Source organism: Mesorhizobium sp. M5C.F.Ca.IN.020.29.1.1 (assembly GCF_003997375.1).
GTDB lineage: Bacteria > Pseudomonadota > Alphaproteobacteria > Rhizobiales > Rhizobiaceae > Mesorhizobium > Mesorhizobium wenxiniae.
Genome location: NZ_RZSW01000641.1, coordinates 1 through 2,969, shown reverse-complemented (window position 1 = coordinate 2,969; position 2,969 = coordinate 1). Strand labels below are relative to the sequence as shown.

General features: G+C 62.6%; 4 protein-coding genes. All 4 read left to right on the top strand.

Annotated features, from left to right (window positions below; all coding sequences use genetic code 11):
• Positions 1–746, top strand: a 746-nt coding sequence (gene pdhA, locus EOA85_RS31365; protein WP_127212320.1) for a pyruvate dehydrogenase (acetyl-transferring) E1 component subunit alpha, incomplete at its 5' end; no start/stop codon positions are given.
• A gap of 15 nt (positions 747–761) precedes the next feature.
• Positions 762–2,195 carry a pyruvate dehydrogenase complex E1 component subunit beta gene (locus EOA85_RS31360; protein WP_127212319.1) on the top strand — a complete coding sequence of 478 codons (1,434 nt, stop codon included), beginning with the start codon at positions 762–764 and terminating at the stop codon, positions 2,193–2,195.
• 4 nt (positions 2,196–2,199) lie between these two features.
• Positions 2,200–2,493 (top strand): DUF5076 domain-containing protein, encoded by a 294-nt coding sequence (locus tag EOA85_RS31355; RefSeq protein ID WP_036262673.1) that lies wholly within the window; start codon positions 2,200–2,202, stop codon positions 2,491–2,493.
• Between the two features lie 9 nt (positions 2,494–2,502).
• A partial coding sequence (locus tag EOA85_RS31350; protein WP_127212318.1) for a biotin/lipoyl-containing protein occupies positions 2,503–2,969 on the top strand: 467 nt, incomplete at its 3' end.

Below are 2,969 nucleotides of genomic sequence, written 5' to 3'. Positions count from 1 at the left end.
CGATGGAACTGTCGCCGCGCGGCGTCATGGCCGAGTTGACCGGGCGCCGCGGCGGCTTGTCCAGGGGCAAGGGCGGCTCCATGCACATGTTCTCGAAGGAAAAGCATTTTTACGGCGGCCACGGCATTGTCGGCGCGCAGGTTTCGCTCGGCACCGGCCTCGCCTTCGCCAATCGCTATCGCGGCAACAACAATGTAACGCTGACATATTTCGGCGACGGCGCCGCCAATCAGGGCCAGGTCTATGAAAGCTTCAACATGGCCTCGCTGTGGAAGCTGCCGGTGATCTACATCATCGAGAACAACCGCTATGCCATGGGCACCTCGGTATCGCGTTCGTCGGCCGAGACGGATTTTTCGCAGCGCGGCGCCTCCTTCAAGATCCCCGGTATCCAGGTCGATGGCATGGACGTCCGCGCGGTCAAGGCAGCCGGCGATCTCGCAACTGAATGGTGCCGCGCCGGCAAGGGGCCGCTGATTCTCGAAATGCAGACCTACCGCTATCGCGGCCACTCGATGTCCGATCCGGCAAAGTACCGCTCCAAGGAAGAAGTGCAGAAGATGCGCTCCGAGCGTGACCCGATCGAGCAGGTCAAGGCGCGCCTGCTCGACAAGAAGTGGGCTGATGAGGACGAGCTCAAGGCCGTCGACAAGGAGGTCCGCGACATTGTCGCCGACGCCGCCGAATTTGCCCAGAACGACGCAGAGCCGGATCCGTCCGAGCTCTGGACCGACATCGTATTGTAACGAGAGGGCAAGGACATGCCGATCGAAATTCTCATGCCCGCACTCTCGCCGACCATGGAAGAGGGCAATGTTTCCAAATGGTTGAAGAACGAGGGCGACAAGGTCGCCGCCGGTGACGTCATTGCCGAGATCGAGACCGACAAGGCGACGATGGAAGTCGAAGCGGTCGACGAAGGCACGCTCGGCAAGATCCTGGTCGCCGAGGGTACCGAAGGCGTGAAGGTCAACACGCCGATAGCGGTGCTGCTGCAGGACGGCGAGAGCGCCGCCGATATCGGCAAGGATGCCAAGGTTGCACCGGCTTCCACCCAGGATGCGATTTCAGACGGCGGGCAGCGCACCGACGCAGCCGAGGAAGGCTCGAAGTCCGCGCCGCAGGATGCCGGCGAGGCGCCGAAGGCGTCCGTTCCCGCTGCCCCCGCCATGAAGGCCGCCGCCGATCCTGACATCCCGGCCGGCACAGCAATGGTCTCGACTACTGTGCGCGAGGCGCTGCGTGACGCGATGGCCGAGGAGATGCGTCGAGACGGCGACGTCTTCGTGATGGGCGAGGAGGTGGCCGAGTACCAGGGCGCTTACAAGATCACGCAAGGGCTACTGCAGGAATTCGGGCCGAGGCGCGTCGTCGACACGCCGATCACCGAGCACGGTTTTGCCGGCGTCGGCGTCGGCGCGGCGATGGCCGGCCTGAAACCGATCGTCGAGTTCATGACCTTCAACTTCGCCATGCAGGCGATCGACCAGATCATCAACTCCGCCGCCAAGACGCTCTATATGTCCGGCGGCCAGATGGGCGCGCCTATCGTCTTTCGCGGGCCGAACGGCGCGGCCGCCCGTGTCGCCGCCCAGCATTCGCAGTGCTATGCCGCCTGGTACAGCCACATTCCCGGCCTGAAAGTGGTGATGCCCTACACCGCCGCCGACGCCAAGGGGTTGCTGAAGGCCGCGATCCGCGACGCGAACCCGGTCATCTTCCTCGAGAACGAGATCCTTTACGGCCAGTCCTTCGACGTGCCGAAGATGGACGATTTCGTGCTGCCGATCGGCAAGGCGCGCATCCACAAACCGGGCAAGGATGTCACCATCGTCTCTTTCGGCATCGGCATGACCTACACGGTGAAGGCCGAGGCCGAATTGCGCGGCATGGGCATCGATGCCGAGATCATCGACCTCAGGACCATCCGCCCCCTCGATTTCGACACCATCATCGCCTCGGTCAAGAAGACCAATCGGCTGGTGGTGGTGGAGGAAGGATTCCCGCAGAGCTCGGTCGGCGACCATATCGCCAGCCAGGTGTCGCAGCGCGCCTTCGATTTCCTCGATGCGCCGGTCATCACCATTGCCGGCAAGGACGTGCCGATGCCCTACGCGGCAAACCTCGAAAAGCTGGCATTGCCCAATGTCGCGGAAGTCATCGAGGCGGTGAAAGCCGTGACGTACCGGGGTTAACGAGATGTCGCGCGAACTAGAAGTTCCCGCGGTGGTCGTCGAGAATAGCGAATTCGATGAAATACTCCGCGTCTGGATTGGTTCGGACGCGGTCGTCACGATGCAAGACCTCTTTGGACCAAACGCTCACAACTGGGGCATGGTGCTCGCTGATGTCGGCATGCACATAGCCAGGATGAGACTGGAACAAGATGGCATCCCTGAAATCGAGACGCTTCAGGCATTGGAAGAAGGCTATCGAGGCAGAATGTCGGAGCAGTTCAATATCCAGCACCGTTCGCTAACCGGGCGGAACTGAGGAGGAAAAATGCCGATCAACATCACCATGCCGGCCCTGTCGCCCACGATGGAAGAAGGCAATCTTGCCAAGTGGCTGGTCAAGGAGGGCGACAAGGTTTCGCCGGGCGATGTGATCGCCGAGATCGAGACCGACAAGGCGACGATGGAAGTCGAAGCCGTCGATGAGGGCACGGTGGCCAAGCTGGTGGTTCCGGCCGGCACCGAAGGCGTCAAGGTCAATGCGCTGATCGCCGTGCTCGCGGCCGAGGGCGAGGATGCGGCGGCTGCCGCCAAAAGCGGTGACGGCGCTGCCGCTCCGGCAATAGCCGAGGCACCAAAAACAGAAGCCCCCAAAACTGAAGCACCAAAGGCGGAAACCCCAAAGCCGGAAGCGCCGAAACCTGCGGCCGCACCGGCGCCCCAGGCGGCTCCAATTGCCAATGGTCATGCAAGCGGCGAACGTGTCTTCGCCTCGCCGCTTGCCCGTCGCATCGC

Coding starts and splice junctions, on each gene's coding strand:
- EOA85_RS31360 (WP_127212319.1), top strand. CDS start 762: ATGCCGATCGAAATTCTCATGCCCGCACTCTCGCCGACCATGGAAGAG.
- EOA85_RS31355 (WP_036262673.1), top strand. CDS start 2,200: ATGTCGCGCGAACTAGAAGTTCCCGCGGTGGTCGTCGAGAATAGCGAA.